Annotated in this window: 19 protein-coding genes; 8 read left to right on the plus strand and 11 right to left on the minus strand. The window is 68.9% G+C overall.

Going from position 1 to position 22,008, the window contains the following annotated elements; translation table 11 throughout:
• Nucleotides 1-135 precede the first annotated feature (135 nt).
• The 10 genes from DFW101_RS13330 to DFW101_RS13375 form a co-directional block, all read right to left on the minus strand.
• The gene (locus tag DFW101_RS13330) at nt 136-1,350 is read right to left on the minus strand and encodes a glycosyltransferase family protein (RefSeq protein ID WP_009182048.1); all 1,215 of its coding nucleotides are present in this window, start codon (nt 1,348-1,350) and stop codon (nt 136-138) included.
• Nucleotides 1,351-1,501: 151 nt separating this feature from the next.
• Complete coding sequence (gene fliS / locus DFW101_RS13335; protein WP_009182049.1) at nt 1,502-2,191, minus strand: flagellar export chaperone FliS; 690 nt, start codon at nt 2,189-2,191, stop codon at nt 1,502-1,504.
• Nucleotides 2,192-2,465: 274 nt separating this feature from the next.
• A complete protein-coding gene (gene fliD / locus DFW101_RS13340; protein WP_009182050.1) occupies nt 2,466-4,160 on the minus strand; it encodes a flagellar filament capping protein FliD in 1,695 nt (564 codons plus the stop codon).
• 122 nt (nt 4,161-4,282) lie between these two features.
• Nucleotides 4,283-5,176, minus strand: a complete 894-nt coding sequence (locus tag DFW101_RS13345; RefSeq protein WP_009182051.1) for a flagellin N-terminal helical domain-containing protein — start codon at nt 5,174-5,176, stop codon at nt 4,283-4,285.
• Nucleotides 5,177-5,553: 377 nt separating this feature from the next.
• Nucleotides 5,554-6,333, minus strand: coding sequence for a tRNA (adenosine(37)-N6)-threonylcarbamoyltransferase complex dimerization subunit type 1 TsaB (tsaB, locus tag DFW101_RS13350; protein WP_009182052.1), 780 nt, complete (start codon nt 6,331-6,333; stop codon nt 5,554-5,556).
• Nucleotides 6,326-7,405: an RIP metalloprotease RseP gene (gene rseP, locus DFW101_RS13355; protein ID WP_009182053.1), complete on the minus strand. Its 1,080-nt coding sequence runs from the start codon at nt 7,403-7,405 to the stop codon at nt 6,326-6,328. Before rseP ends, tsaB begins: the two co-directional genes overlap by 8 nt.
• Before the next feature lie 135 nt (nt 7,406-7,540).
• Nucleotides 7,541-8,818, minus strand: a complete 1,278-nt coding sequence (gene dxr / locus DFW101_RS13360; RefSeq protein WP_009182054.1) for a 1-deoxy-D-xylulose-5-phosphate reductoisomerase — start codon at nt 8,816-8,818, stop codon at nt 7,541-7,543.
• Complete coding sequence (locus tag DFW101_RS13365; protein ID WP_009182055.1) at nt 8,815-10,350, minus strand: hypothetical protein; 1,536 nt, start codon at nt 10,348-10,350, stop codon at nt 8,815-8,817. The genes dxr and DFW101_RS13365 overlap by 4 nt, the downstream gene beginning before the upstream one ends.
• 17 nt (nt 10,351-10,367) lie before the next feature.
• Nucleotides 10,368-11,168 (minus strand): phosphatidate cytidylyltransferase, encoded by an 801-nt coding sequence (locus tag DFW101_RS13370; protein WP_009182056.1) that lies wholly within the window; start codon nt 11,166-11,168, stop codon nt 10,368-10,370.
• Between the two features lie 146 nt (nt 11,169-11,314).
• The gene (locus tag DFW101_RS13375; protein ID WP_009182057.1) at nt 11,315-11,812 is read right to left on the minus strand and encodes a hypothetical protein; all 498 of its coding nucleotides are present in this window, start codon (nt 11,810-11,812) and stop codon (nt 11,315-11,317) included.
• A 124-nt stretch (nt 11,813-11,936) separates the two neighbouring features.
• On the opposite strand from DFW101_RS13375, the gene DFW101_RS13380 reads away from it, so the two are divergent.
• The 4 genes from DFW101_RS13380 (at nt 11,937) to ahbC (ending at nt 16,153) form a co-directional block, all read left to right on the plus strand.
• The gene (locus DFW101_RS13380) at nt 11,937-13,661 is read left to right on the plus strand and encodes a sensor histidine kinase (protein WP_009182058.1); all 1,725 of its coding nucleotides are present in this window, start codon (nt 11,937-11,939) and stop codon (nt 13,659-13,661) included.
• An 18-nt stretch (nt 13,662-13,679) separates the two neighbouring features.
• Nucleotides 13,680-14,123: a response regulator gene (locus DFW101_RS13385; RefSeq protein WP_009182059.1), complete on the plus strand. Its 444-nt coding sequence runs from the start codon at nt 13,680-13,682 to the stop codon at nt 14,121-14,123.
• Nucleotides 14,124-14,242: 119 nt separating this feature from the next.
• Nucleotides 14,243-14,878 (plus strand): class I SAM-dependent methyltransferase, encoded by a 636-nt coding sequence (locus tag DFW101_RS13390; protein ID WP_009182060.1) that lies wholly within the window; start codon nt 14,243-14,245, stop codon nt 14,876-14,878.
• An 87-nt stretch (nt 14,879-14,965) separates the two neighbouring features.
• The gene (gene ahbC / locus DFW101_RS13395; RefSeq protein ID WP_009182061.1) at nt 14,966-16,153 is read left to right on the plus strand and encodes a 12,18-didecarboxysiroheme deacetylase; all 1,188 of its coding nucleotides are present in this window, start codon (nt 14,966-14,968) and stop codon (nt 16,151-16,153) included.
• Between the two features lie 119 nt (nt 16,154-16,272).
• Here the strand turns inward: ahbC and DFW101_RS13400 are convergent, their stop codons facing one another.
• Complete coding sequence (locus DFW101_RS13400; protein WP_009182062.1) at nt 16,273-16,521, minus strand: hypothetical protein; 249 nt, start codon at nt 16,519-16,521, stop codon at nt 16,273-16,275.
• Nucleotides 16,522-16,719: 198 nt separating this feature from the next.
• Here DFW101_RS13400 and DFW101_RS13405 point away from each other — a divergent pair, with 198 nt between their 5' ends.
• The 4 genes from DFW101_RS13405 to DFW101_RS13420 all read left to right on the plus strand — a co-directional run bounded on the left by DFW101_RS13405 (nt 16,720) and on the right by DFW101_RS13420 (nt 21,855).
• Nucleotides 16,720-17,970 (plus strand): HDOD domain-containing protein, encoded by a 1,251-nt coding sequence (locus DFW101_RS13405; protein ID WP_009182063.1) that lies wholly within the window; start codon nt 16,720-16,722, stop codon nt 17,968-17,970.
• A 28-nt stretch (nt 17,971-17,998) separates the two neighbouring features.
• Nucleotides 17,999-18,979 carry a porphobilinogen synthase gene (gene hemB / locus DFW101_RS13410; protein ID WP_009182064.1) on the plus strand — a complete coding sequence of 327 codons (981 nt, stop codon included), beginning with the start codon at nt 17,999-18,001 and terminating at the stop codon, nt 18,977-18,979.
• Nucleotides 18,980-19,281: 302 nt separating this feature from the next.
• Nucleotides 19,282-20,442: a heme b synthase gene (ahbD, locus tag DFW101_RS13415; RefSeq protein ID WP_009182065.1), complete on the plus strand. Its 1,161-nt coding sequence runs from the start codon at nt 19,282-19,284 to the stop codon at nt 20,440-20,442.
• A gap of 228 nt (nt 20,443-20,670) precedes the next feature.
• A complete protein-coding gene (locus tag DFW101_RS13420; protein WP_009182066.1) occupies nt 20,671-21,855 on the plus strand; it encodes an acyltransferase family protein in 1,185 nt (394 codons plus the stop codon).
• Nucleotides 21,856-22,008 lie beyond the last annotated feature (153 nt).

Genomic DNA, 22,008 nt, shown 5'->3' on the forward strand with positions numbered 1-22,008 from the left:
CCTTTGCAAAAGGTTCGGCCCCGTCTCCCGGGCGCGGACCTGCAGGATCGAGTGTAGCCGCTCCCTGGCGGCAAGGCAACCGCGACAGGGCGGGCCCCGGCTCCGGGCCTGGGGCCGGGACCGCCCGCGGCTTCGTTACCATAGGGCGGGCAGGAGCATAACCCTTGCGTCCGGGCCTTTCCCGGCCGGGGGCGTGAAAAAGGACAGGGGCAGGGTGGGGTAGTCGCGGGAAAGGCGGTGCAGGGGCGCGCCGCCGGCCGCGTCGTAACGGGCGAGCTTGGCCTGGACGGCGGCGTCGTCGGCAAGCAGGCGGTTGTGATGGAAAATGGGGGTGCCAAGGGCCAGGGCGGCCCGGCCGGCCAGGCCTTCCAGGCGCTCGTGGACCGGGCGGACGTAGCGGGCCCGGGCCGGCGGGGCGGTGGAGAACAGGCGCAGCTGCAGGTCCGGCCACAGCCCATGTCCGGCCTTGGCGTGGCCGGCGTCGGGATAGAGCGTGATCCGTGGGAAATAGGCCGCCCCGACCCCGGGGGTGGCGGCGAGCCGGGCCGCCAGAGCGCTCAATCCCGGGCCCGGACGTTCGTCCGGGTCGAGCGTCAGGACCCAGCCCGGCGGGCAGGCCCCAAGCAGGGCGTTGCGCTGGGCCGCGAAATCCCGGCCCAGGGGCCGGGCCAGATGGCGCACGGGAATGCCGAGGCTTGCGGCCCCGTCGGCGGCCGCCGGCACGTCCGGGCCGTCCCAGAGGACGACGGCCCGGCTGGCCAGGCCCCGGCAGGCCTCGAAAAAGCCCGGCAGGTCCGGTTCGTCCGGCCGGGCCAGGACGGCCAGGGTCAGGCCCGGTCCGGCCCCCGGGCCGGGGGCCCCGGCCGGCGGGGCAAGGGGGGAGGTCTCGGCCAGCAGCCGGCGCAGCCGGGCCAGCCGCTCCCGTGCCTCCGGGGACGCGTCCTCGGGATTGACGGTGACCAGGGCGGCCCGGGGGGACGGGGCGTAAAGGGCGAGCAGGCAGAAAAGGGCCTGGGGCGAACTGTCGGCCAAAAGCTGGTGCGGCCCCTCGGGCGTGATCCAGCCGAGGCTTCCCGCTTCCCACAGGTGGCGGGCCGTGGCCGGGGCCAGGGAAAGGACGGTCAGGGCCGTGGCCGGGGGCAGGGCTGCGGCCAGGGCCCCGGCCAGGCGGCCGGTGCCCTGGCCAAGGAGAAAAACGGCCGGCCGGCCGGCCGCGGCCCGAAGGATGCGCCGCACCCGGGCGTCGGTCCGGTCCGGGCCCAGAGCGTCGGAGGTCAGCCCGGCCGGAGCCGGATCGCCCAGCCGCCAGGACAGGATTTCGCGCGTGTAGGTGAAAAAGGGGTGGGTCATGGATCGCCCGGGCCTCGAGGCCGATCTACCGTGGGATCTCCATGAAAGTCCAGCTCATGGGGCTGGCGGCGCCTCCGGCCCGGACGGACGGAGCGGGAATGGCCGGGCCGCGGGCCGGCGGCCTGGCTTTGGCCCGGCGGCCCACGGCGTCTTACCCCTGGGGGCGGCTGGCGGCGTAGGCGGCCATGACCCGGCGCAGGGGCGCGGCCGACGGCTCCTTGGCCGGGCCGGCCAGGGACGGGGCCGGGATTTCCCGAGGCTCGCGGCCGGGACCGGCCGGCGCGTGGGACGCCTGGGGCGCCCGGGGAGCGGCCGGCGCGACGCTCGTGGCCGTGGCCACGGCCGGCTTGGCCGGCGCGGGGGCCTGTCCGGCCTGGACGGGCTGGTAGGCCGAACGGCCGGCCGTGGCCGGAACGGCGGCGATGGGCAGGCGGCCGGCGGACTGGGTGGCGCTGGTCGGCACGGTCTTGGTGGCCACCTTGCCGTTGGCTTCGTTGAAGGCGTCGCGAAGGCCGGTCAGGATGTGCACGACCTCGTCGATCTTGGCCGTGTCCATTTTGAGGTTGGCGGTCAACAGGCGCGAGCTGCAGAAAAAGTAGAGTTTTTGCAGGCGGTCGGCCAGTTCGCCCCCTTTGCTGCTATTGAGGGTGCCCTGGAGTTCGGTGAGGATGTCCAGGGCCTTGGAGATCAGGATGCCCTTTTGGGCGTAGTTTTTCTCGGCCATCTTTTCCTTGGCCTGGCCGAGGAACTTGAGGGCCGCGTCAAAGAGCATGATGAGCAGGTCGCCCTGGGTGGTGGTGCTGACCTGGGTCTGGAAATAGGATCTGGCGGCGCTCTGCATAGGCTCTCCCCTTGTTTCTCCCTCTTATCGGACGCTCGGCGTTCTTCTCTAGAGCGCCTCGGCCGGCGCGACCGGCCATGGGAGGGCCGGCCCGGGCCCGGCGCTGGTGCGGCCGAAATTTTACCTTGGCATCCCAGGCCTTTGCCGGAAAAGACGCGGGCGCGGGAGCCGGAAATTTTTTTTGCGGGCCGCGCGGCCGGCCTCGGAACCTCCGGCAGGGGTGGACGACGCGGCGCCTGGGGCGGTTTCCTGCCGAGTCGGCCGTGGGCGGCGATCAGTCGTCGGTCAGCTGGGCGATCTGCGAGGAGAGCTGGCTCTGCTGCTGGCTGTAGACCGACAGGAGGGAGTCGACCTTGGCGAAGCGCTTGCGCAGGTTGGCGGCATAGGTGCTGATGCGCCGCTGCTCGAAGGCGATCTTGTCGTCGATCATGGCCGTGATGTCGTCGTAGTTCTCGTCCAGGATGTGCAGCGGCCCGTTGGTGGTATCGGTCATCTGGTCGAGCAGGGAGGCGAGTTCGCCGGTCTTGCCCTCCTTGAGCGAAACCTTGCCGGTATGCACGCCCGGGCTCACGTCGATGGCCTTGATGACCAGACCGGCCTCGGGGTAGCCGTGGCTGCCGGTGATCGTGTTGGAGTTGCTGTGGTAGATGGCGGGGTTGCCGTTTATGGTCGCACCGGTGATCTTGCCGCTGGAATCGGTGGTGTAGGCCAGATCGTAGGTGCCGCACTTGGTGGTGCCGCTGATGTAGGAGGAGATGGAGAATTCCGACGAGTCGGTGCTGCCCACGTACTGGGCCGAGAAAAGCTGGGCCACGGCATCGGCATTGGAGCTCAGGATATCGTCGAGGACGTCGTCGTCGATGACGAGGAGGCCTTCGGTGGTGGACCCTTCGGAGGCGTCGGTGGCGATGCCGAGCTGGGCCAGGGTGGAATACTTGTCCGTGGTGTAGTCGAAGCCGATGCCCTTGCCGGCCACGGCCGTCTTGAGGTTGGTGTCGATGAGCTGCAGGCCGTAGTTGCCGGTCAGGATCGAGGCCTGCTGCGTGGTGGAATCGAATTTGGTGAGATCCTGGAGCAGGGTCCGGACGGTGTTCATCTGTTCGACGAACGTCTGGATGTTCTTCTTGACGGTGGCCGTATCCGTGGTGGTGGTCACGTCCACGGTGCCGGTGCTCTTGAGGTTGAGGGTCAGGCCCGAGAGCAGGTCGGTCACGCTGTTGGTTTCGCGGGTGATCCAGACACCCGCGTCCGTAGGCCAGCCGTCGAGCTTGAGCTGGGCGCTGGCGTTGTTGGTGATGGTGTTAAAATCCGCGTTGGTGAATCCGCTCAGGCCGGAGTTGTTGGCGATGGTCAGGCTGGCGCTATCGCCGGTGTCCATGCCGCGTAGCTGGAGGTAGTACTTGGACCCGTCGTTGACGATGCTGGCCTTGACGCCGGGATTTTTCGGGTCGTTGTTGATGATGCTGGCCAGATCGGTCAGCGTGCAGTTGGCGCCGATAGCATTGGAATAGGTGACGCCTTTGTAGGTGTAGTTGAAGGAGACCTCGGAACTGGACGGATTGATGTCCTCGGTGGCGCTGGTGTAGCCGGTCTTGGAACTCATGGCCTTGGCCGTGGCCAGACGGTTGACGGTGATGGAGTGGGAACCGTTGTCCGCGTTGGCCCCGGTGGTCACGGCCAGGATGGTGGAGTCGGTGCTGTCCGTGGTCTTGGAAAGAAATTCCCCAACGGAGTCCATTCCTTCCAGAGTGGTTTTGAGGGAGAGCATTTCGCTGTTGAGTTTCTGGAAGGCCGTCTGCTTGTCGGTCCAGGACTGTTTCCAGGTCTGCAGCGTGGTGATGCGCCCCTGCTCGACCTGGACCAGCTTGGTGATGAGCGAATTGAAGTCCGTGCCGTTGCCGAGTCCGGTGTAGGTGATCTGGCCTGACGTGGTGACGGGCGTGTAGGCGCTGACGCTTGAGATGGTCATGAGGCTACCCCGGGCGGCATGTTTTTCCTGTTAAGGGGAATCCGTCTCCTCCGGTAGCAAGCGACATGCCAAATTGTATGGCCGGGCCGCCGATGGCGGCCCGGCCGAGGGGCATTCGAGGGTTAGCCGCCGATGAGCTGCATGGCCATCCTGGGCAGGGAGTTGGCCTGGGAGAGCATGGCCACCGCCGACTGGGTCAGGATCTGGTTGCGCACGAACTGGGTCATTTCCGTGGCCACGTCCACGTCCGAGATCTGGGACTCGGCCGCCTGCAGGTTTTCGCTCTGGATCTGCAGGTTGGAGATGGTGTTCTCCAGGCGGTTCTGGAGGGCGCCCAGGTTGGCCCGGATCTTGTCCTTGGACACGATGGCGGTCTTGATGGCGTCGAGGGCCTTCTGGGCCAGCTCCTGGGTGGAGATGCTGCGGCCCTTGGCCGACGAGGCCGCGCCGATGCCGACGCCCAGGGCCGAGGCCGTGGAGGTGCCGATCTGGACGTAGTAGTAGTCCTCGGCGCTGTTGTTGCCGGAACCGAAATGGACCTTGAGCTTGCCGGAGGAGTTGATGCCACTGCCGCTGTGGGTGGCGCCGGACAGGTTGCCGTTCAAAAGATAGATGCCGTTGAAATCCGTGGCATTGGCGATTCGGGTGATTTCCGAGGCCATGGCCTGGTATTCCGAGTCGATGATCAGGCGCTGGTCCGAGGTGTAGGTGCCGGTGGAGGCCTGTTCGGCCAGTTCCTTCATGCGGATGAGCTTTTCGTCCACGACCTGGAGCGCGCCGTCGGCCGTCTGGATCATGGAGATGGCGTCGTTGGCGTTGCGGACACCCTGGTTGGTGGCCGCGATGTCCGAGCGCATGAGCTCGCGGATGGCCAGGCCGGCGGCGTCGTCGGCCGCGGTGGTGATGCGCAGGCCCGACGACAGGCGGTTGGTCGAGGTGGCCAGGGCGCTGTACGAGTTGGACAGGTTGCGGGCGGCCGTGGCGGCCATCATGTTGTGATTGATCACGAGCGACATGGTTGTTTCCTCCGTGAATGTGTGCGGGCGTCCTTGCCCTTGTGCGCTGCCGGTTGCGGCCGCGGGCCCTCGGCCGATCGACAACCGGTGTGTGCCTCTGTTGTCTTTCTTATCGACCCCGGAAAATCGTTTCTTTAGCCTCGCCCGGGCGGCGGGCCAAAAATCCGGAAAACGGCCGGCGCCGAAGGGGAGGGTGGGACGGTTCACGGGTAAAACGGGGGCAGACGGCGCGTGCGCCGGTGAGGGAAAAACGCGTGGGGCGGTGAGGGAAAAGCGCAGGGCCGGGAAGGCAGAAGGCGCGTGCGCCGGGAAGGCAGACGGCGCGTGCGCCGGGAAGGAAAAGACAAGAGTCGCGGCCGAAAGCCGGAGCGGGAAAACTACTTTTCGGTCACGGCCTGCCGGAAGCGGATGGCGGCCTCGTCCGGCGACAGGCCGCGCACGGCCGCGAAGCCGGCCAGATTGTCCTCGGCGTCGCAGGGCCGCAGATAAAGCGGCTCCACCGGGTCGAAGCCGTAGCCGGCCCCGGCGGCCGCAACCAGGACCACGTCCGGATCGGGCTCGCAGCCCTCCGCGCCGAGGAACGTGGCCAGGGGCACGGCTTCGAGCAGAACGGCCCGATGGCGCATGGCCCCCTCGCCGGTCAGCCACAGGGGGCCGACGGCCGCGTCGTCGGCCAGACGCGCGCAGGCCTGGGCCAGGGTGAGGGCTTCCGGGCCCCCGAGCGGCAGGACGTCGCCGTCGGCCAGAAACGACTGGAGATAGACCTGGCCGGCCCGGGCGTGGGTCACGGCCGCGACCACGCCCCCGGCCCGTTTGGCGGCCGAGGCGGCCAGAAGCGGCAGGAAATCGAGTCCGGCCATGGGAATGCCCGCGCCAAAGGACAGGCCAAGGGCCGTGGCCAGGGCCACCCGGATGCCGGTGAAGCTCCCCGGGCCCCGCACGCAGGCCACCCCGCCAAGGCCGGACGCGGGAACCCCGGCCTCGGCCATGGCCGAGGCGATCATGGGGGCCAGCGTCTCGGCCGCCTGGCCCCGGGCGGTCCCGGCCCGGCGGACGACCCTGCCCCCGGGACGGCCGCAAAGGACCGTCAGCTCCGGGGACACGCCGCAAAGGACCAGAAGGGGGCCCTGGCCCGGGGCCGCGCCGCCGCTAGCCATCGAGGACGCTCATCTGGCGGCGGATGTCGTTGACCGTGGCCAGGATCATGAGGCCGATCAGAAAGGCCAGGCCGAGCTTGGTGGTGAGGGCCCGCATGCGCGGGCTGACCGGCCGGCGCATGACCATCTCGATGGCGTAGAAAAGCAGGTGCCCGCCGTCGAGGACCGGGATGGGGAGCAGGTTCAGGACGCCGAGGTTGACGCTGATGAGCGCGGCCAGGGCCACCACGTTGCCAAGGCCTTCCGAGGCCTGCTTGCTGACCATCTGGGCGATCATGATCGGACCGCCGAGGCTGTCGAGGGGAACGACCCGTTCGATGAGCTTCAAAAGTCCCGTGTAGGTGACCACCACCACGTTCCAGGTCTGGTGCACGGCCTCGCCGGCGGCCAGGCCCGGCCCGAGCGGCACGGTCCGGGTCTTGCCCGAAGCCACGATGCCGACCAGGGGCGCGCTTTCCTCTTCGCCAAAGAGGTTCTTGACCGTGCGCATGGCCGGGGTCAGGGAGAAGGTCTCCTGCCCGCCCTCGCGGCTGACGGTCAGGGTCACGGCCTTGCCGCCGCCGCCGCGGATGGCCGTGGCCAGGGCGTCCCAGTTGGCGACCGGCACGCCGTTGACGTCAAGGACGGTGTCCCCGGCCTTGATGCCCGCCACTTCGGCCGGGCTGTCCTTTTGCACCTGCCCGACCACGGGCAGCATTTCGAACCGGCCCTCGGCCACGAGCAGGCCCCAGAACAGGAGCCAGGCCAGGAGAAAGTTGAAGACCGGGCCGGCGGCCACCACGATCATGCGCTGCCAGGCCGGGCGCAGGCGGAACTGGGCCTCGGGCGGAAATCCGTCCGGCACCGGGTCGTCCGGGTCCTGGGCCACCAGCTGGACGTAACCGCCGAGCGGAATGGCCGACAAGACATAGCGGGTGGCCCCCCGGGTGAAGCCGAAGAGTTTCGGGCCAAAGCCCAGGGAAAAGGTGACCACGCCCATGCCGAAGGCCCGGGCGGCCAGGAAGTGCCCCAGTTCGTGGAAGAAGATGAGCCCTCCGAGGACCAGGGCCACGGCGAGGATGCTTTCGATCATGCGCACTCATGGACGCCTGCCCGCTGGCTTGGCAACAGGCGGCGTGGAGGTTTGGCGGCCGGCCCGAGGCGGGGGTGTCCGTCTGCGGGCGCGGGCCGTTTGCTTATAATAAGCGGCTTTGGCGGCAAGGCAACGTCACTTGCGCCCTTTGGCACGCTTGGTCGCGGCATCGCGGACCCGGCCGTCGAGGTCCATGATGGCCCGGGCGTCGGCCACGGGGCAGCCGGCATGGGCGGCAAGCGCCGCCTCGATGGTCGTGGCGATGGCCATGAAGGGCAGCTCCCCGGCCAGGAACAGGGCCACCGCCGCCTCGTTGGCGGCATTGAGGACGACCGTGTGGCTGGGGCCGGCGGCCAGGGCCTGCCGGGCCAGGGACAGGCAGGGAAAGGCGTCCTCGCGCGGGGCCTCGAAGGTCAGCGAGGCGAGCTTGACCAGATCCACGCGCGGCCCGGACAGGGGCAGGCGTTCGGGATAGCCCAGGCAATAGGCGATGGCCACCCGCATGTCCGGGGGGCCGAGGTGGGCCAGGAGCGACCCGTCGTGGAGCTGGGCCAGGGAGTGGACGATGCTCTGGGGGTGGACCACCACCTCCACCTGGGAGACGGGCAGGCCGTAGAGGCGGCAGGCCTCGATGACCTCCAGGCCCTTGTTCATGAGCGTGGCCGAATCCACGCTGATTTTGGGGCCCATGGACCAGGTGGGATGATTGAGCGCCATGGCCGGGGTGGCCGCCTCGAGGGCGGCCCGCGGCATGGTCCGGAAGGGGCCCCCGGAAGCCGTCAGCACCAGCCGCTCGACCAGGGGCAGATCCGGCAGCCCGGCCCCGCCCAGGGCCTGGAAAAGGGCGTTGTGCTCGGAGTCGACCGGCAGGATGACCGCGCCCGAGGACCGGGCCAGCTCCCGGATGAGGTCGCCGGCGAGGACGAGGGACTCCTTGTTGGCCAGCGCCACCACCTTGCCGGCGGCCACGGCGGCCAAGGTCGGCACCAGCCCGGCCGCGCCCACGATGGCCGAGACCACCACGTCGGCCTCCGGAAGCCTGGCCATGGCGGCGTAGCCTTCCGGGCCGACCAGGATGTCCGGCCTGTAGCCGGCCGGGAGCAGGGCGGCCAGGGCCCGGGCCCCGGCCTCGGTCAGGACGGCCAGGACCGGGGGACGGAAGGCCGCGGCCTGTTCGGCCAGAAGCTGCACGTTGGTCGCGCCGGCCAGGCCGGCGACGGCGTACCTGTCCGGGTGTTCGGCCGCCACCCGCAGGGCGCTGACGCCGATGGAGCCCGTGGCTCCGAGCACGGCCAGCCGCCGGGGGCGGTCCGGGGCCGCGACGGCAAGGGAGGAGATGTAGCCGTCACCGGCCGGGGCCGGGGCGGGGGACGTCGGGACAAGGGCCGGCTGGCCGGCGGGGTGTCTGGTCATGCGTCGCGTTTCGTTCTGGCCGATTCGCCCGCCCCGGGGGGGGCGATGCCGTAGCGGCCGAGAATCTCGGTGATGCGGGCCGACAGGTTGGTGGCCACCTTGCCGAGCGCCGCCAGGTTGATGCAGACATAGAGGTCGACCTTGTAGGGGGCTGTCTCCCACAGGGCGACCAGGGAACGGGCCAGTTCCGGCTCGATCTGGACCAGTCGCAGGCGCTCTTCCAGTTCGGCCGGGTTTTTGGGGCGAAAAAGCAGGAAATCCGGATTGTCCGGATCGTCGTCGAAAAACTGCCTGCGCCGGACCTTGTTGAATCCGGCTTCGACCAGGGCGTCGACCCCGGCCCGGGGGGCCCGGCGGTTGCGCGCGGCCTTGACCTGGATGCGGCCGGCGTCGGCCTCGCCCTTTTCGCGCAGGAGATAGGCGAAATCGAATTCCATGATGTGCTCGAGCACGAGCCCCAGGTGGAGGGCGTCGAACACGCCGGCCGATTGGACGAGCCAGGCCGTCTCCTTGGGCGAGAAGTCGCGCAACGCCCGGGCGAAGTCCTCGCGCACCACCCGCAGGGATACGGCCGCGCCGAGGCAAAGGGCCGTGATCTCCTCGGCCCAAAAGGCCTGCCTGGCCTCGGCCTCCTCGCCTTCGCCGGCCGGCCCGGCCCGGTATTCGGCCACCACGGCGTCCATGGCCGCCACCTGGGCGGCGAAGGTCGATTCGTCGCGCTCCGCGCGCCGGTTCCACTGGGGGATCTCGGCCCGGGACAGGACGGCCAGGGCGGTCTCCAGGTTCTGCCGGCCGGCCTCGTCGCCGGTCCCTTCGGCAAAGGCGGTCTGGACCCGGGTCTTGGAAATGGCCTTGGTGGTGCCCATGAGCTTGGAGAGGACCGCGTCGAAGGGAAAGGCCACGATCAGAAGCTGGCCTTCGCGGGAGAGGCGGTAGCGGCGTTCGGCCAGGATATCGTCGTAGGCCCCGCGCACCTCTTCCTTGACGAACCGCTCGATGGCCGTGCGCCAGTAGAGCTCGTCGAAAACCAGGGTGGCGGTCAGCTCCTCGATCTTGGCCAGGGAGTTCTCGCCGAAATGGCGGATGATGGCGTCGCTGAAATTGTCCTTGACCAGGCTCGAGGCGTAGACCGCGCCCTGCAGGCACTTGGCCAGGAGGGTTTCGACGCGTTCGAGCCGGCGGGCCAGCTTTTCCCGCCGGGCCTCGTCGCCGACAGCCTTGGCCTTGCCGTAGTGGTTGAGTTCGAGGAGGTACTCGGAGAAACGCTCCTTGATGGACTCGTGGGCCGGGTGCAGGCCCTCGGCCCGGCGAAGGAGCATGTCCATGAGGCTTTGCTGCTCGGTTTCAAGGAGCGGAAACTCGTTTATGCGGCCCCGGTTGGCGCGCAAAAATTCCAGGAAGACCCGTTCCTCCAGCACCTCCCGCCGGGCTTTTACGGCCTTGAGCTCTTCGAGCTTTTCCAGGCAGGCGGCGAAGCGGGCCTCGCGGTCGGCGGGCGCGGCGGCGGAGGGGGTGGCGGCGGCATCGTCCATGGCGGCAGGCTCTCCTTTTAGCCGAGCCCGAGCCAGGGCCGGCAGGCGGCATAGGCCAGGATGGCGGGCAAAAGCCCGTCGATGCGGTCGAGCACGCCGCCGTGGCCGGGCAGGAGCGTGCCCGAATCCTTGACCCCGGCGGCGCGCTTGAGGGCGGATTCGAAAAAGTCGCCCATCTGGGAGACGGCGGCCATGGCCAGCCCCAGCCCGGCCAGGGGCAGGGGGCCGGCCAAGGGGCGCCCGAAGGCCCCGAAGGCCAGGGCGACCAGGGCGGCGGCCACGAGCCCGCCGCCGGTCCCGGCCCAGGTCTTGCCCGGGCTGACCGCCGGCCAGACCTTGGGGCCGCCGATCAGGTGGCCGGCATAATAGGCGCCCGTGTCGGCGGCCATGACCACGGCCAGGACGAAGGCCGTTTCCACGGCCGAAAAAAGGCACAGAAACCGCAGGGAAAAGGGCACGTACAAAAGGGCGGCCGCCAGCCCCCCGCGCGGCGGGGCCGTCTCGCCCCGGCCGGCGAAGCGGCGCAGGAAATCGAACTGCTCGAGCCACAGGGCCAGGGCCAGGACGGCGGCCAGAAGCGGCCAGCCGCCCCATACGGCGCTTCCTGCCGCCACGGCCCCAAGAACCAGGCCCGTCCACTCGAGGACCGGGCCGGGCCGGCCGGTCATGGCGAAAAATTCCCGCATGCCGACAACCGAGACAGCGGCCACCAGGACGCCAAGCGGCCAGCCGCCGACAGCCACGGCCGCGGCCAGGACCGGCAGGCCGACGGCGGCGGTCAAAATCCGTTTTTTTTGCGATGCGCCAAGCGTGCTCAAACCGTCAAACCCCTTGCGACGTCGGTTCCGTTCCTAGGCCATTTGACCGGCCAGGGCAATGTCCGGCCGGCCCAGACGGCCCAGACGGCCCAGACGGCCTGCGGCGGGCCGCAACGGCCCGTCCGGGCGGCTTCCCGCGCCACGGCTCAGCCGGCCGCGTCCGGTTCCCACCAGGTGACGGGCTCGAAGGTGGCGGGCAGGACCGGGGCCAGCCCCGGCAGGACCGAGGCCTCGATCAGGCCGCGCAGCCGGCCCTTGAGATTCTTGTAATAGATGTCAAACTCGACGAGGAGCCAGTCGTCGCCGTCGGCCAGGCCCTCGGTCACGACCATGAGGTACTCGAATCCGCTGCCGAACCGGGCCTGGCCGGTGGCGGCGTCGGCGGCCTGGGCGAACCGGGCGAAGCGGTCGAACACGGCGGAAAGGGCGGCCCGGTTGCCCGGGTCCGGGTCCGCGTCGACCTGGAAGGTCAGGGTGACGTAGCCCGTGCCGTCCTGGCGGACGAATTCGGCGATTTTCATGACCCCGTCCCGGGGCGGTCCGCCCCGGCCGAGATCCAGGCCGAAGCCCGCGAATCCGGCCAGCTGTTCATGGGCCTTGAGCTCGCGCAACTGCCGTTTGAGATCGATGACGCCCTCGGACATGCCGCCCTCCCTCGCCCGGGCCGGTGGAAAATCCCTGGCCGCTTGTAAAAGCCTTTCCGGAGACGTATGCTTTTTCCATGCGTTTCGCCACCGTGTTCCCGCATGCGCGCTGCGGAGCCCTTTCTTGAGCGACCCCCATTACTACCGGTCCCTGACCCGGACCATGGTGGCCTGGGTGGCGGCCGTGGCCCTGACGCCGCTTCTGGTCTGCGCGGCCGTGCTCGGCTACGAGTTCCACACCGCCTACCAGACCAAGGTGGTGGCCCACCTGGAGGAGCTGGTCCTCAAGCACAAGCAGCAGATCGGCGCGTTTTTGCGGGAATCGGCCGCCGAACTCCGGGTCCTGACCGAGCTGGCCCCGTTCGCCGATTTCGCGGACGACAGGAAGCTGGCCGAGCTGCTGGCCACCATGCAGCAGGAGCACGGCGGCGTGTTCGTGGACCTGGGGCTGGTCGATCCGGCCGGGGCCCTTGTGGCCTACGCCGGGCCGTTTCGCCTGGGCCGGGCCGATTACGCCGATTCCCCCTGGTTCGCGGCCGCCCGGAAAAGCGACCTGACCATAAGCGACGTCTTTCTCGGGCTGCGCGGCCTGCCCCATTTCGTGGTGGCGGTCCGGCGCACCCATGACGGCAAGGACTGGCTCGTCCGCTCCACCATCGATTTCCAGGCTTTTAACCGTCTGGTCGAAAACATCGGCCAGGGGGCCACGGGCCAGGCCTTCATCCTCTCGGCCCGGGGGGAGTTCCAGACCAAGCCCCGGCGCGGCCTGCCCGTGGACGCGGCCTCGCTTCGGGCCCGCATCTGGAACGGTCCGGACGGCGGGCCGGGCATGCCCGAGGACCGGACCATGGTCTTCACCCTGACCCCGGAGTCGGGCCGGCCGATCGTCTACGTGGCCACGCTTTTCAAGGACGGCCAGTGGGCCCTCGTCTACCAGCAGGACGAGGCCGACGCCTTTCCGGCCCTGTACCGGGCCAGGCTCCTCGGGCTCGCCATCGTGGTCGTCGGCGGCGTCGGCATCCTGGCCGCCGCCTGGCTCCTGGCCCGGCGCATGGCCGGCCGCATCGCCGCGGCCGACGCCGAGCGCGACCTCCTAAACGACCAGGTCATCGAGGCCGGCAAGCTGGCCTCGGTGGGGGAGCTGGCCGCGGGCATCGCCCACGAGATCAACAACCCCGTGGCCATCATGATGGAAGAGGCCGGCTGGGTGGCCGACATCCTGGCCGACGACGACCACTCGACCCCGGACAACCTGACCGAGATGCGCCGGGCCCTGGACCAGATCCGGCTGCAAGGCACGCGGTGCAAGGAAATCACCCACAAGCTCCTGAGCTTCGCCCGCAAGACCGACTCGCGGCTCAAGGAACTGGATTTGAACGAACTGGTGGCCGAGATGGCCGAGCTGTCGGATAAGCGGGCCCGCTACGTCAACGTGCGCATCAAAACCGATCTGGCCCCGGGCCTGCCCCATGTGGCCGGTTCGCCGTCGGAATTGCAGCAGCTGGTCCTGAACCTCGTCAACAACGCCATGGACGCCATGGAGCGAAACGGCGGCGACCTGACGCTGGCCACGCGTCTGGCCGGCGACCGGGTGGAGCTTGTCGTGTCCGACACCGGGCACGGCATGCCCAAAGCCGTGTCGGCCCGGATCTTCGAGCCCTTTTTCACCACCAAGGCCGTGGGCAAGGGCACGGGACTCGGCCTTTCCATCTGCTACGGCATCGTCAAGAAAATCGGCGGCGAGATCACCGTGGAATCGGCTCCCGAGCAGGGGGCCACCTTCCGGGTCTTCCTGCCGGCGGCGGCTCCGGCTCCGGCCGGGGCCCCGGCCGGTCCGGTCCGGTCCTAGTTTTTTTGGGGAGCAGGCATGAGCGAACAGCCCTTGCGGCTTTTACTGGTCGACGACGAGGCCGGCTTTACCGAGGTGCTGGCCAAGCGGCTGCGCCGCCGGGGACACGCCGTCCGGGTGGCCCTGTCCGGGGCCGAGGCCCTGCGCGTTCTTCGGGAAAACGATTTCGACGCGGCGGTCTGCGATCTCAAGATGATGGACATGGACGGCATCGAGGTCCTGAAGATCTTCAAGAAGATGGTCCCCGGCCTGCCGGTGGTCATGCTGACCGGGCACGGCTCCGAAGAGGCGGCCAAGGACGGGCTCTCGGCCGGGGCGTCCGACTACCTGCTCAAGCCCTGCGACATCGACGAGCTGCTCGGCAAGCTCGCCGCCGTCGTGGCCGCGGCCCGGGAGCGGGGAGAAGACCGGGGCGCCGCCCCGGACCCCGCTGGGGGGGATCATCCCCCCCGGACCCCCTGAAAGGGGACGGCCCGCGCCACCCGCCAGGAGACCCCTTTCGGGTGGGTCCGGGAGGGGGTGACCCCCTCCCGGCCGCCGGAGACATCTTTCCAACATTTTGCCGTAACCGAGGAATCCCTATGAACGACGACGTCGCCCGGTTTGACGCCAGGGCCGCTGCCTGGGACGCGAACCCCTTTCGCCGCAAGCTCACCCGGGACATCGCCACGGCCATGGACGCGGCCGGCCTCTTCCGGGAGCCGGTGGCCGAGGCCCTGGATTTCGGCTGCGGCACCGGCCTTCTTACCTTGGAACTGGCCCGCCGGTGCGACCGGGTCACCGGCCTTGACACCTCGCCCGGCATGCTGGCCGAGCTCGACGCCAAGATCGAGGCGGCGGGCCTGGAGAACGTCACCACCCTGCTGGTCGACCTGGAGGCCGGCGAGCCGCTCCCCGGGCGCTACGAGCTGGCGGCCAGCGCCATGGCCTTCCACCACGTGGCCGGGCCGGAAGCGGTGCTCCGGCGGCTTTTCGCCGGCCTGGCCGGGGGCGGCCGGCTGGCCCTGGCCGACCTCGACAGCGAGGGGGGGCTGTTCCACGACGACAACGCCGGGGTCCACCATTTCGGCTTCGACCGCTTCGATCTGGCCGATATGCTGGCCGGCATCGGCTTTACCGGCATCGACGCCCGGACGGCGGCCACCCTCGAAAAGCCGGGAAAGGACGGAACCGTCCGTCCCTTCACCGTTTTCCTCATGACCGCCCGCCGTCCCTAGTCCGGGAGAATCACGCTCCGGACCCCTACCCCGCCCGGAAAAAATGTATTATAGGGCCTTCCCACCCCACGAAACAGAGGATTTTTCATGATCGGCATATCAAAGCTTTATTGCGGCGGCGTGGAACCGTCAGACGCCCTGCGCTACGGCCGCCAATCCGGCCAGCTCCCGTCGCATCTCCTGCAATTTTCCAAAGATAAAAAGCCTGTCGTGGTCTGGAACATGACCCGGCGGTGCAATCTCAAGTGCGTGCACTGCTACGCCAAGGCCGTGGACCCCGAAGGCGTCGACGACATCGGCACGGCGGAAGCCAAGGCCATGATCGACGATCTGGCCGCCTACGGCGCGCCGGTCATGCTCTTTTCCGGCGGCGAGCCGCTGGTGCGCAAGGACCTGACCGAGCTGGCCTCCCACGCCACGGGCAAGGGCATGCGGGCCGTCATCTCGACCAACGGCACGCTCATTACCCGCGAAAAGGCCCGGGAGCTCAAGTCCGTGGGCCTGTCCTACGTCGGCATCTCCCTGGACGGCGGGGAAGCCATCCACGACCGTTTTCGCGGCGTGGCCGGGTCTTACAAAAAGGCCCTGGCCGGCATCGAGAACTGCCAGAAGGAAGGCCTCAAGGTCGGGCTGCGGTTCACCATCAACAACCGCAACGCCGGCGAAGTGCCGCTTCTCTTCGACCTGTTGCGCGACCTCGAAGTGCCGCGCATCTGTTTCTACCACCTGGTCTACGCCGGCCGGGGGTCGGAACTCATCAAGGAAGACCTGGACCACGCCGCCACCCGGGCCCTGCTCGACGTCATCATGGACCGGACCCGGGCTCTCCACGACGCCGGCCTGCCCAAAGAGGTGCTGACCGTGGACAACCACGCCGACGGCCCCTACGTCTACCTGCGCCTGTTGCGCGAGGACCCGGCCCGGGCGGCCGAGGTGATGGAGCTTCTTTCTTTCAACGAGGGCAACAACTCCGGCCGGGGCATCGGCTGCATCTCCTGGGACGGCAAGGTCCACGCCGACCAGTTCTGGCGCAACCACGTCTTTGGCAACGTCCGCGAGCGTCCCTTCTCCGAGATCTGGGACGATCCGAACATCGAACTTTTGGCCAAGCTCAAGGAGAAGAAGCGGCACGTCACGGGACGCTGCGCCGGCTGCCGCTACCTCTCCATCTGCGGCGGCAACTTCCGGGCCAGGGCCGAGGCCGTCTACGACGACGTCTGGGCCCCGGATCCGGCCTGCTTCCTGACCGACGACGAGATCCGGCCCGACGAATAGCCGGCACGGATTCCGGACGCGCAAAAAGGCCGGCAGCGGAAGCTGCCGGCCTTTTTCTATGCGCACGGCGGGATGCGGCGGGGTGACGGGGCACGCCCGGCCGCTTGCCGCTGTGGTGGCTAAAAAAGGGTGTGCTGGTCGTTTCGGACGCCGCGGATGCGCGCGAGCGCCTCCTCGGCCCGGCGGCGCATGCGGAAAAGGGCCCGCATGCACGTCAGGTCGTTTTCCCCGGCAATGGCGGACAGGGCTTCCACGGCCACGGCCAGCTTGGCCTTCTCGTCCATGGCCACGATGGAGGCCACGGCCTCCGCTTCCACGATCTGCCTGACTTCCTTGACCTTGGCCAGCGATGCGACGCTTGCGCTCATTGATCCTTCCCCCGGAGTCGCCTTGGTGGCGGTTGCGTTTCGGCGGGCGTCATACTCCCGGGGGCGGACGGTGTAAAGCGTTCGATCGGGTGTTGACCCTGGGCTTGGAAGCGGCTGTTGACCCCGGCCTTGGAAAAGGAATAGAACGAGAGTAAGCGGCGCGGCCTGTTTGAGGGATCGCGCGCGGAGGGACAAGCCGTGGGCAGGTTACCCTTGGACGCCCTGGAACCGGGCATGACCCTGGCGTCGGACCTTCTGGGAGCCGACGGCCAGATGCTGTTGCCCAAGGGCATGGTCCTTGGCGAGAGCCATATCGCGAGCCTGCGCCGCCGGGGCGTGGCCGGAGCCGACGTGGCCGGGCCCGGGGACGCGGAGGCCGAGGCCGACGCGGCCATCGATCCCGCCCTTGTCGAGCAGAGCGCCGCCCACGTGGGCCGCCGGTTCGTGGTCAACGACCTCGCCCATCCGGCCATGGCCGCCCTCTACGAGGCGGCCGTCATGGACCTGGCCCGGTCCCTGGCCGCGGGCGCCCCCCTGCCGGCCGACAGCCTTCCGAGCCCCCGGGCCGAATCCATGGGCGACCTCTTTTTCAAGGAAGAGGGCGGCGCGGCCGATCTGGTGGAAAGCGAGGTCAAGCTCGCCTCCTTTCCGGACATCTATTTCAAGATCAGGCAGGTCCTCGACTCTCCGGTCAGCACCCCGGTCCAGGTGGCCGACGTCATCAGCAAGGACACGAGCCTGACGGCCAAGCTCCTCAAGCTCGTCAACAGCCCCTTCTACGGCCTGCCCCACCGCATCGACTCCATTTCCCGGGCCGTCATGGTGCTTGGCGGCCAGGAAGTCTCCACCCTGGCCCTTGGCATCTCGGCCATCAACGCCTTCAAGGACATCCCCCCGGAACTGATCAACATGCGCACGTTCTGGGAGCATTCCGTGGCCGTCGGCGTCTTTGCCCGGCTGCTCGGCGCGGCCACGGGCAAAAACGGCGGCGAGCGGCTGTTCGTGTCCGGCATCCTCCACGACATCGGCCGGCTGATCCTTTTCAAAAAGCTGCCCCACGCGGCCGTGGAAGCCATCTACTACGCCAAGGCCAACCAGATGCCGCTCTACGACGCCGAAAACGAGGTCATGGGCTTCGCCCATCCGCTCATCGGCGGCCTGCTCCTGCGCGCCTGGAAATTCCCCGAGGCCCTGGTGGCCACCATCTCCTGCCACCACAAGCCCGAGGCCTGCCCGGGCGACATCGAGCCGGCCATCCTGCATGTGGCCGACATCATGGCCGTGGCCCTGGGGCATTCCCCGCCGGCCTCCTCCATCGTCTCGACCCTGGACGCGGCGGCCTGGGATTCCCTTGGCCTCGCCCCGGAGCGCCTGCCCGAAGTGGCGGCGGCCGGCCTGTCCCAGGTCGGCGACATCGTCAGCGCCTTTTTCCCTGTCCGCAAAAACTGACCAAACCCAAGCCAAGCGAGGTTTGCCCGTGTCCATCGGTGATTTTCATCGCGGCCGCCGGTTGCGCCGCACGTCCGCCCTGCGCGGAATGGTCCGCGAGACCGAACTGCGTCCCGCCGACCTCATCCAGGGCTATTTCGTAGTCGAGAGCGGAGACCGGAACTTCGAGAAACCCATCCCGTCCATGCCCGGCCAGTCCCAGTTTTCCGTGGACCGGCTCGTGGCCCGGGTCGGGGCGGCCATGGACAAGGGCCTTACGGCAGCCATCCTTTTCGGCCTGCCCGAGAAGAAGGACCCGGCCGGCACAGGGGCCTATGCCGACGACGGCATTGTCCAGCGGGCGGTGATGCGCCTCAAGGAAACCTACCCCGATCTGGTCGTGGTCACCGACGTCTGCCTGTGCGAATACACCAGCCACGGCCACTGCGGCCTGCTCGACGGCCACGGCGAGGTCCAAAACGACCCCACCCTGGACCTGCTCGCCAAGACCGCCGTCAGCCAGGCCCGGGCCGGGGCCGACATCATCGCCCCGTCCGACATGATGGACGGCCGGGTGGCGGCCATCCGGGGCGCCCTGGACGGCGCCGGCTTCTCCCACATCCCCATCATGTCCTATGCCGTCAAATACGCCTCGGCCTTCTACGGCCCCTTTCGCGAGGCGGCCGACAGCGCCCCGGCCTTCGGCGACCGCAAGGGCTACCAGATGGACCCGGCCAACGTGCGCGAGGGCCTGCGCGAGGCGGCGGCCGACTTCGCCGAGGGCGCGGACATCCTCATGGTCAAGCCGGCCATGCCCTATCTCGACGTCATCCGGCTCCTGCGCGACACCTTCGACACCCCCATCGCCGCCTACCAGGTGAGCGGCGAATACGCCATGCTCATGGCCGCCATCAATAACGGCTGGCTCGACCGCCAGCGCTCCATCCTGGAGGCGCTGACCGGCATCAAGCGCGCCGGCGCGGACATGATCATCACGTATTTCGCGGAAGAGGTGCTGGACTGGTTGTAGGGAAGACGCGAAGATGCCTCCGGCGGCCGGGGGGGATTTTCCAGCCCCCCCGGACCCCCTGAAAGGGGGACGGGCTGAATGGCCGGTCCTCCTTTTTGCGCGGCGCGGGGGGGGAACCGGCCGGGTGGGTCCGGGAGGGGGCACCCCTCCCGGCCGCCGGAAGCATTCTCCCTTCTCCCTCGCGTCTTGCCTCGCCCGGGCAAACCATTATATCTGACGGACCGCCGCGAGGCACGGCTTCGCGCCAAATCCAGACCAAGGAGAGGACCGTCGGGCAGCCTTGCCCGGGGTCCGCACAGGATATGCAGCATCCACACGGCAAGGGCCCCGGCCATCCCCAGGCCGGCGGCCATCCTTCCGGCCATCCCGGCGGCCAGCCGGGCGGCCATCCCCACGGCGGGCCCGGCGGCATGCCGCCCCTGCGTCTTGTCGCCTGGGAGGTGACCCGGGCCTGCAACCTGGCCTGCAAGCACTGCCGGGCCGAGGCCTGCCTCGACCCCTGGCCGGGCGAGTTCGACACCACGGAAGCCAAGGCGCTGATCGACACCTTCCCGGAGACCGGCAGCCCCATCATCATCTTCACCGGCGGCGAGCCGCTCCTGCGCCCGGACATCTTCGAACTGGTCCGTCACGCCGGGAGCAAGGACCTGCGCTGCGTCATGGCCCCCAACGGCACCCTCGTGACGGCCGAGAACGCCCGGGAAATCAAGGCGTCCGGCATCGCCCGGTGCTCCATCTCCATCGACGCGCCAAACGCCAGGGACCACGACGCGTTTCGGGGTGTGCCCGGGGCCTTCGAGGGGGCTTTGCGCGGCATCGAGTTCCTGAAATCGGCGGGCGTGGAGTTCCAGATCAACACCACGGTCACCAAGCACAACATGGGGAACTTCAAGGAAATCTTCCAGCTGGCCGACAGGCTCGGCGCGGCCGCCTGGCACATCTTCCTGCTTGTGCCGACCGGCCGGGCCGCCGACCTCGGGGCCGAGATCATCACGGCCAAGGAATACGAGGAAGTGCTCAACTGGTTCTACGACTTCCGCAAGACCACCAGCATGCACCTCAAAGCCACCTGCGCCCCGCACTACTATCGGATCATGCGCCAGCGGGCCAAGGCCGAGGGCGTGGCCGTGACGCCCGACACCTTTGGCATGGACGCCATGACGCGCGGCTGCCTCGGCGGCACGGGCTTCTGCTTCATCTCGGCCGTGGGCCAGGTCCAGCCCTGCGGCTACCTGGACCTCGACTGCGGCAATGTCCGCGACAAGCCGTTCCCCGAGATCTGGCGCACCTCGCCCCAGTTTCTCCAGTTTCGCAACAAGGACGAGTACCAGGGCAAGTGCGGCGTGTGCGAATACCACCGCGTCTGCGGCGGCTGCCGGGCCCGGGCCCAGACCATGTCCGGCGGCTACATGGCCCCGGAGCCCCTTTGCGACTATACGCCCCGGGAGGCCCCGAAAGGCTGACTCGTCCTGTCTTTGGCCCTGTGAACGCGGGGGCGGGGCCTGCCGGCCCCCGCGTTTCCGCTTCGGCGCCGGACCCGGCGCGGGCCATGGGCGAGCGGCGCCGCCATCGGCCTTTTTCCCGCCTGTAACCATCCCTTTCTTCCCGGCGACGGGCAAGGGAGCACCCGGATACGGCCGCTTCGTCTTCGCGAGGTCCGCCCGCCCGACAACCTTCCCGCCGGAGCGCCCTTGCCTCTTTTTCCGCCCCAGGCCGCCGACCGGCTTCCGCCGGTGGACGGCCCCATCGATCCCGATGTCTCGGCCCGCATCGATGTCCTGCGCGCCGTTTTGATCGGCCTGATCGTGGTCTGCCACGGCGGCCGCTGGATCGGTTCGGACGTGCCGTTCGCCAATCCCGGCGTGGAATTCGGCCTGACGTTGGTCAACCGGGGCCTGGACTGCGTGGCGGTGCCGCTTTTCTTCGCCATCGCCGGTTTCCTGCTCCTGCGAAAGCTCGAATGCTCGGCCACGGCCTACCTGGCCCTCCTGCGCCGGAAATTCGTGGCCATTGGCATCCCTTTCCTGATTTTCAACGCCGTCTGGATCGTCTGGTTGCTGGCGGTCGGCAGCATCGCGCTTTTCGGCTCGCGGTCGTATCTGCTTGAGGCCGGCATCGTGGCCAAGCTTTTCGGCCTCGGCACCCCGCCGCTCAACTACCCGCTGTGGTTCCTGCGCGACCTGCTCCTCGTTTTTGTCCTCACGCCGGTCTTTCTGGTCTTCTACCGGCGGCTGCCGGTGGCCGGGCTGGTGGGACTCCTCCTGCTGTGGCTGGTCGGGGAGCCGGCCGGCGAGTACTCGCTCGGCGGGTTCGCCTTCGCCTTCTACGCGGGCGGCTTTCTGGCCCGAAGGGGAGTGAATCTCCGGGACACGGCCGGGTGGGACAAATATGTGTTGCCGCTTTTCCTGGCCGGGAGCGTCCTGGTCGGGGCCTCGCCGTGGCTGGGGCTCGACGCCTACCAGCTGGCGGCGGTCAAAAAGGCCTACCAGATCGTCGGCGTGGCCGGGTTCTGGTGCCTGTCGCGCCAGGGTTGGGTGAAGGGGAGCCGGGCCTTGCAGGCCATGGCGGCCCTCAGTTTCTTCATCTTCCTGACCCACGAGCCGACCGTGTCGGTCCTGCAATCGCGGCTTATGGGCCTGTGGCGGCCGACGGGCACGGCCGCGCAACTCATCGCCTACCCCGTTGTCGGATTGGCGGCCATCCTCCTGCTCTACGGCCTCGGCCGCCTGCTGGCCAAGGCCGCGCCAGGGCTTTACGCGGTCCTCACCGGCGCGCCGCCGCGGCGGCGGTTCGCGCCGGTCCCGCCGCCGCGAAAGCCCCTGTCGGAAGCGGGGAGCGTGGCCGCCGGGCTATGCCGGGAAGAGGGGAAGGGATGAGCCGGCCGTCGTGCCTGCCGCCACGAACGAAAAGGCCGGAAGGACGAACGTCCTCCCGGCGCAAGAATACCGCCGCCTTCTGAAAAACAGGCCAGGGGGTCCGGGGGGGATGATCCCCCCCGGCCGCCGGAGGCATCTTCCTCTTCGTCCTCG

Source organism: Solidesulfovibrio carbinoliphilus subsp. oakridgensis (assembly GCF_000177215.2).
GTDB lineage: Bacteria > Desulfobacterota > Desulfovibrionia > Desulfovibrionales > Desulfovibrionaceae > Solidesulfovibrio > Solidesulfovibrio carbinoliphilus.